Source organism: Candidatus Hydrogenedentota bacterium (assembly GCA_016791475.1).
GTDB lineage: Bacteria > Hydrogenedentota > Hydrogenedentia > Hydrogenedentales > JAEUWI01 > JAEUWI01.
This window is the reverse complement of sequence record JAEUWI010000073.1, coordinates 23,658-30,518: the sequence shown is the minus strand read 5'-3', so window position 1 is coordinate 30,518 and position 6,861 is coordinate 23,658. Positions and strand designations below refer to the sequence as shown.

Here is a 6,861-nt window from a genome sequence, read left to right as displayed (position 1 = left end):
GTATCATGGCAAAGCAAAACGCGGAGGGGACATTTTCATTGAGTTAAGGATGGGGACATTTCTAAAGAGTTCCGACAGTCTGTTGCCTTCGCGTTGTTCGCATTCGCGCCCCTGTGTTAGCATCCTTTCACGGTTTTTGGCGCAACGTGTTGGAGCAATCAAGTGGCCGGGCTGAAGGCATTCGAGAGACAGTTCATCCGCGACAGCGTGGTGGATGAGGCGCGTCTGCTTCAGGCCAAGGAAGATGCCGAGCGCGCGGGTGGCTTTTCCGGGGACGCCATCGTGAAGCTTGGCTTCGCCGACGCCCCTTCCGTGTATCAATCCCTGGCGCGTTTCTGCGAATTACGCTTTGTCTCCCTGGCGGACCTGGCCCTTTCCGAAGCGCTGCTGCGCAAGGTGCCGCCTCGTTTCGCCACTCAGTACCGCTGCGTGCCGGTGGAGGAGCGCGAGGGCGTGCTGGTGCTTGCGATCAGCGATCCGATGAACTCGCACCTCCTTGACGACATTCGCCTGGTGCTGAAACAACGCCTGGAGGCGGTGGTGGCCACGCCGGAAGATATCCAGGGCGCCATCAAGCGCTATTACGGGGTCGGCGCGGACACCATGGAGCGGATGCTGGACCAGCGGGAGGGGAGCGTGAGCATCGCGCCGGTGCGGCGCGAGAGTGCGAATCTGGACGACGACCAAATCGATGCGTCTATCATCAAGTTTGTGAATGAGCTGATTCTTGAGTCGGTAAAGTCCGGCGCGACAGACATTCACATCGAGCCTTTTGAGGACGAGCTTCGGGTCCGCTTCCGGATCGACGGGATACTCCATCAGGTGCCGGCCCCGGGCCGCATACAAGGATTTCAGGCGGCCATCGTTTCGCGCGTGAAGATCATGGCGAACTTGAACATCGCGGAGAAGCGGCTGCCGCAGGATGGGAAGATCCTAGCCACCTTCGGTGCGGAGTCCTACGACCTGCGCGTGTCGATCCTGCCCACACCCCACGGCGAGACGGTGAACATGCGCGTGCTGACGCGATCCAACGCCTTTCTGACCCTGCCCGAGTTGGGCTTTCGGCAGGAGGATCTGGCACAATTCAATGCCTTCATCAACAAGCCCCACGGCATCCTGCTGGTCACCGGGCCCACGGGCAGTGGCAAGACCACGACGCTCTACGCCGCGCTGAGCAAGCTGAACAATCTGGAGCGGAAAATCATCACAATTGAAGATCCGGTGGAGTATCAGCTTACCGGGGTGACCCAGATGCAGGTGCACAACCAGATCGGCTTCGATTTCGCTATGGGCCTGCGCTCGATCCTGCGTCACGACCCGGACATCCTGCTCGTGGGTGAGATTCGCGACTACGAGACGGCGGAGATGGCGGTGCGATCGAGCCTTACGGGGCATCTGGTGTTGAGCACGCTTCACACGAACGATTCGGCGGGCGCGGTGACGCGATTGCTGGATATGGGCGTGGAGCCCTTCCTGATTTCCAGCACCATGATCGCCGCCATTGCCCAGCGACTGCTGCGGAAGAATTGCGAGGCCTGCGCGCGCCCCGTGGACTACGACGCGGCCTTGCTCGCCGCGGAGTTTGGCGACGTGACGGCGGAGGTGTCGCAAGCGACTTTCCGACGGGGAGAAGGCTGCGTCGCCTGCCGCAACACGGGCTACCGGGGTCGCGCCGCGATCTACGAGATGCTGCCCTTCACCCCGGACATCAAGACCCTCACCGTGCAGCGGGCGACCTCCCTCGCCATCAAGCAGGTGGCCCTGCGCCAGGGCATGCGCACCTTGCGACGCGCGGGCTGGCTCCGGGCCTGCGAAGGGGCCACCACCATCGAGGAGGTGCTTCGCGTGACGGCGGACGCCGATGTGCTTATATTCGGCGAGGGTGGCGATGCCCCAGTTTCGCTATGAGGCCAAGAAGGGCCCGGACGAAAAGCTGAGCGGCGTTCTCGAAGCGGAGAACCAGCGCGCGGCCGTGGCGCGCCTCCGCGAGATGGGCTGCTTCCCCCTCGATGTGACGCGGGTGGAAGAGGACGGGGGCGTGCGCAAGGGCCTTGCCCGCGCGGTGCTTCAGCGCATCCGCCTGAAAGACCGCAACATCTTCTTTCGCCAGCTCGCCAACCTTATCGAATCGGGCATGATGCTGACCCAGGCCCTCCGCACCATCGCGAAGCAGGCGGAGAATCCGGCGATGACCGCGATGGCCGATGCCGTGCGCGAGGAAGTGCAAAAGGGCAGCACCCTGTCCGACGCGCTGGCGAAGCAGGGGAAGCTGTTTCCGCCGCTCTATATCAATCTTGTCCATGCGGGAGAAACGGGCGGCATGCTGGACGACGTGCTCTGGCGTATCGTGGCCTTCGGCGAACAGGAGGAAGAGCTGCGGGGCAAGGCCTTCTCCGCACTGGTCTATCCGGTTTTTCTCTCCGTCATCAGCGCCATCTCCGTGTTCATCCTCGTGTCGTTCGTGTTTCCCAAGTTTGTGGGCATTTTCAAGGAGTTCGATGCCGCCCTGCCCTGGCCCACGGTCGTTGTCATGGTCACTTGCCAGTTCATGGGGACCTGGTGGTGGGCGGTCCTGCTCGGCCTCGGCGGGAGCGTCTGGGCCCTCGCGCAATGGCTGCGCACGGAAGCGGGCCGCACCCGGTGGGACACGGCGATCCTTCGCGTGCCCGTCGTTAAACTGCTGGTGCAGAAGTATGAAATGGCCAAGTTCGCCCGCACCTTCGGCACCCTGCTGGACAACGGCGTGCCCATCCTCACCACGCTGGAGATTACCGCGGGCGCGATGGGTAACCGCGTGATTCAGGAAGAAGTTCGAAGCCTCCACAGCGGCGTCATGAGCGGCGGGTCGATGAGCGAGGGCCTCCAGCAATGCAAACACTTCCCGCCCGTGGTCGTGAGCATGTTTGCCGTGGGCGAAGAGAGCGGTCGCATTGGCGCGGTGGCCAACCGCATCGCCGACGCCTACGACATCGAAGTGGAGCGCGCGGCCAGGGCCGTGATGGCCCTCTTCGAGCCATTGCTGATCGTGGTGATGGGGGTGATCATCGGGTTTCTTGTGATCGCGATGCTGCTGCCGATGCTGACGCTGAGCTCGGCGATTGGGGCGTGACGAGGGGACCGTCCCCCGCTTTGAACCATTCAGGTCGAATTGACGCGGTCGAGGCGATCGACTACAGTGATGCATAACTGAATTGCATTCGAGCGCGACGTACTTCCATTCACGCTCGAAAGTTTGCTCCAAGTCCAATGGTCCAGCATATCACGGAGCTGAATCTTTCATGTCGAAGCAATACCGCTTGTCTCGTCGAGAGTTTATCCGAGCCGGTTCGGGGACGGCACTCGTGTTGAGCGGTGCCGCGTTGGCGGGCGCCTCAGGTGCTCCAGGCTTGCCTGAGCGGGAGTCGCGCGACCCGGGGGGTGACCTGGTGGCCTTTTCCGGAGTGCGCCTCTTCGATGGGACGCAATCCCGCGACGATCATGCCGTCCTCGTAAAAGGTGGTCACGTGGTGGAAGTTTTACCGCGCGAAAAGGTTCCCGAAGGCATCACGCACTACCACGAGCCAGACTGCACTGTCCTTCCCGGCTTGATTGATGTTCACGTTCATTTCATGCGGTATCAGGGGCCGCAGTTTCTGGCCTATGGCGTCACGACGGTACGGGACACGGGGAATGATCTCCAGTGGATACTGGCGCGTCGGGAGGAATCGGAGATCAAGCCGTGGCCCCGGATATTGTGTCTCGGTCCGATTCTGGATGGCCCCGCACCGGTGCATGGGCAGGTTTGCCGGAGGTGTGTGAATGAGGCGGATGCCGTGGCGGCAGTGGGGGAGACGGCGAAGGCGGGGGCGGATGGACTTAAGTTTTACGTGGGGCTCGATCCCGCGTGGATCCCGGCTATGGCGGCGGCGGGCCATGCGGCGGGGCGCAAGGTGTCCATGCATTGCGCGGGTGGTGGCGTGCTGAGTGCGGCGCGGGCCGGGGTGGACGAGTTCTTTCACTACGACGGTATCCTCGCGGATCTTTACCCCGACCGTCCACGGGCGTGGCTGAATGCCTGGGGTCGTCCGGACTTTGCCGAGACGTTGGAGCGGCAGCGGACCGTGGCGGATGGAATCCGGGAGTTGAACATCACGGCGACGCCTACGCTGGCCTACTGGGATTCGCAGCGGCGCATACGCGAGGCGGGCTGGCCCGAGTCGGAAGACTTGCGCTACACGCCATCGGATATGGTGGCGTGGCAGGCCGTGCCACCCGACGAAAAGCTGAGAGACGAGTGGCGCCGCGCACTGGAGGCGGCGCAGCGATTTACGGGATTGTTGCTGGAGCGGGAAGTGCCCGTTCTCGCGGGGAGCGACGTTCCCTGCGGCATCATTCCGCCGGGTCTGAGCCTGTGGCGCGAACTTTCGCTATTGGTCGGCGCGGGGATGTCGCCGGAGCGGGCGATTCGCGCCGCGACGGTGGATGCAGCGACGTATCTCGAAAAGCCCGATCTGGGGAGCCTTTCACCGGGCTCGGTGGCCGATCTGGTGTTCGTGCGGGGCAATCCGCTGGAGGTGATGCCCGAAAAGCCGGATATCGTGATGACGCTGCACCATGGCGCGCTATACCGTCCAACGGAATTGCTGGCGAGGGAGGAGGTCGGTCTGGAGGACGAGCCGTGGGCTCGGCAGTTCAAGCAGCACGGGGAGCGGCAGAAGGCGCACTAGCGGGGCGAGGTACATCGCTTAGAACGGCGCATTTTTCCAGCCGGGCTTGAGCAGTTCCCGGTAGCGGGTAAAGAGTTGTGATCCCTGGCCTTCCAGCGGCGCGAAGGTGGGGGACTGCCGGAGGGCCTGGGTGAACTGTGTAGCGAATAGGCCGAGTTGGTCCGGATCTTTGGTGTTCAGGGAGTCGCCGATGATGCGGAAGCAATCGAACATGGCGGGGAAATATTCCAGGTCCTCCTTCGCGGTGGTCGGCAACTCGGGCCAGATCGTTTGAATAATCTGGCTCATTCGGTTGCCCAGTTCCGCGGTGGGGGCGTCGTCGGTGTATTGTTCCAGCAGTTCGATGGCGGTGGCGAGTTCCCCGCCGAGATCGTTGCGGGCGCATTGCCAGGCGGCCCAGCGGCGGACGGCATCGCGCGGCGCTGACTCCGGGTCCCAGAGGGACTCGCCCATGAAGAAGGTGGCGGGGTAGCGGGTCCAGGCTTCGAGCCGGTGGCCAAAGGCGCCATTCAAGTCAGCGGCCTTAGCCTCCTTGATCAGCGCGGGCGTCCAGCGGAGGCTGGGGATGAGAAAAGAGTATCCGCTTTCGGGGTTGGCGCCAAAGAGAAAGGCGGAGGAGCGGAAGCCCAGGGCCTTCTCGCGCACGGGGAAGGAGATGCCGCCGTTGTCCCCGCCCACGGCGGTGATGTCGACGATTTCACCGGAGAAACTTTCCTCTATCCGCGCGTTGATGTCGTCACGGTACTTGAGCTTCTTGATGTCTTCCCAGACCCACACGGGCCAGAGGTTGTACTCCAGCTTGGCCTTCGGATTGTACTCTCGGAAAAGGTCGCCAAAGGTCTTAAATTGCTTCGCGATAGACCCAGGCTGATCTGCCGCGCAGCCATTTTTCTCACACCAGCAGCCACCGGGATCGTAGAACCAGATTTGGATGGCGTCGGCCTCCGCGAACCACGGGAACTCGCTGCGGGCGTTGGCCAGCAGCAGGTCCCAGGCGCCGGGGGCGTTGGGGCAGACGGCGGGGAAGCCGTGGTCTACGTAGGTAATTTCCGCATGAATGGCAGGGTTCGCATTCCACAAATCTTTGGGGAAGAAGGTGGGACAGAACATGTACACCACCTCAAGTCCACGCCCCTGGGCATAGGCGATCATGGCCTTCAGGTTCTCGTGGATCGACCGTGTGAGAGGGCGTTGCGACAACTCGGAAGCCGGGTTTATGCTGTACGTGTCGATCCAGATATAGAAGTAGAAGCGGTTCAGCTTCGCCAGAATGAGCTTGTCGATATAGGTCTGCCAGCGCTCCGGCCCCCACTCGTGGGGCGTGATGCCGGGAATGTTGTACCCGATGTTCATGTATTCCCCCCGCTCCTCGATGGCGGGGAAGTCGAAAATTTCTCTCGCGGAGCTTTCGTCGGTCCACTCGGGAAAATCCAGATAGACTTGGCCGTTGTCGCGAAGACGGAGCCGGATCTCCAATTCGGAGACGGCATAGACCGTTCCCAGTTCGGTGAATCCGCCCGCGAGGATTACGTCGCGGCCGTTCTCCTTCACCAGGGCAATCGCATAAGCCTGTTCGCGCTGCCACGGCTTGAGGTCTTGCGTGAGCACAGCGAGTTTTTCGGGTGTGAAGTGGCGCTTGAGGCGTTCGTCTTGATCGAAGAAGCCGACATGAATTGCGAGTGGCGATGGCGCGTCTTGATTCGCGCGCAGGCGTTTGACTCGTTCACGGAAGTGCTCCACGGCCTTCGCGGCGGGGCTGTCCTCCATTGAAGTGGAAGTGATCACGGTCGGATCGACGCTTTCCTGCTCGGGAAATTCGAAAGACGCCGCCGAAAGCGCGCAAGCGAAGATTGTGATCAGCAGGACGGGCAGGGATTTATGCATGGATGGCCTCAAACTGCGCTGGCCCCGAAGGAGGGGATTGAACCACGAAAGGGCATGGATTCGCCTGGAAAGTGGCTGGCGCGTGTGCGATCTGTGTATCGCATGGCATGCGCACAATTGAGTACCATTCAAGCAGATCCGATTACAATTCTCAAGAACGTATGGATTGATGTCCTGGACCGTGCTTGATCCGTAATCAGACCGGGTTGCCTCCAGAGGGCTGTCCCGCCGATCGGAACGGCAGGCATTGCCACGGTGGACCGTGGCAACG

General features: G+C 62.0%; 4 protein-coding genes. 3 read left to right on the top strand and 1 reads right to left on the bottom strand.

Annotated features, from left to right (window positions below):
• Nucleotides 1-162 precede the first annotated feature (162 nt).
• The 3 genes from JNK74_25465 to JNK74_25455 all read left to right on the top strand — a co-directional run bounded on the left by JNK74_25465 (nucleotide 163) and on the right by JNK74_25455 (nucleotide 4,706).
• On the top strand, nucleotides 163-1,908 hold the full coding sequence (locus JNK74_25465) for a type II/IV secretion system protein (GenBank protein ID MBL7649540.1): 1,746 nt from the start codon (nucleotides 163-165) through the stop codon (nucleotides 1,906-1,908).
• Nucleotides 1,889-3,109, top strand: a complete 1,221-nt coding sequence (locus JNK74_25460; protein MBL7649539.1) for a type II secretion system F family protein — start codon at nucleotides 1,889-1,891, stop codon at nucleotides 3,107-3,109. The genes JNK74_25465 and JNK74_25460 overlap by 20 nt, the downstream gene beginning before the upstream one ends.
• A 316-nt stretch (nucleotides 3,110-3,425) precedes the next feature.
• On the top strand, nucleotides 3,426-4,706 hold the full coding sequence (locus tag JNK74_25455) for an amidohydrolase family protein (GenBank protein ID MBL7649538.1): 1,281 nt from the start codon (nucleotides 3,426-3,428) through the stop codon (nucleotides 4,704-4,706).
• A gap of 18 nt (nucleotides 4,707-4,724) precedes the next feature.
• On the opposite strand, the gene JNK74_25450 is transcribed toward JNK74_25455, so the two are convergent.
• Complete coding sequence (locus tag JNK74_25450) at nucleotides 4,725-6,590, bottom strand: hypothetical protein (GenBank protein MBL7649537.1); 1,866 nt, start codon at nucleotides 6,588-6,590, stop codon at nucleotides 4,725-4,727.
• Nucleotides 6,591-6,861 lie beyond the last annotated feature (271 nt).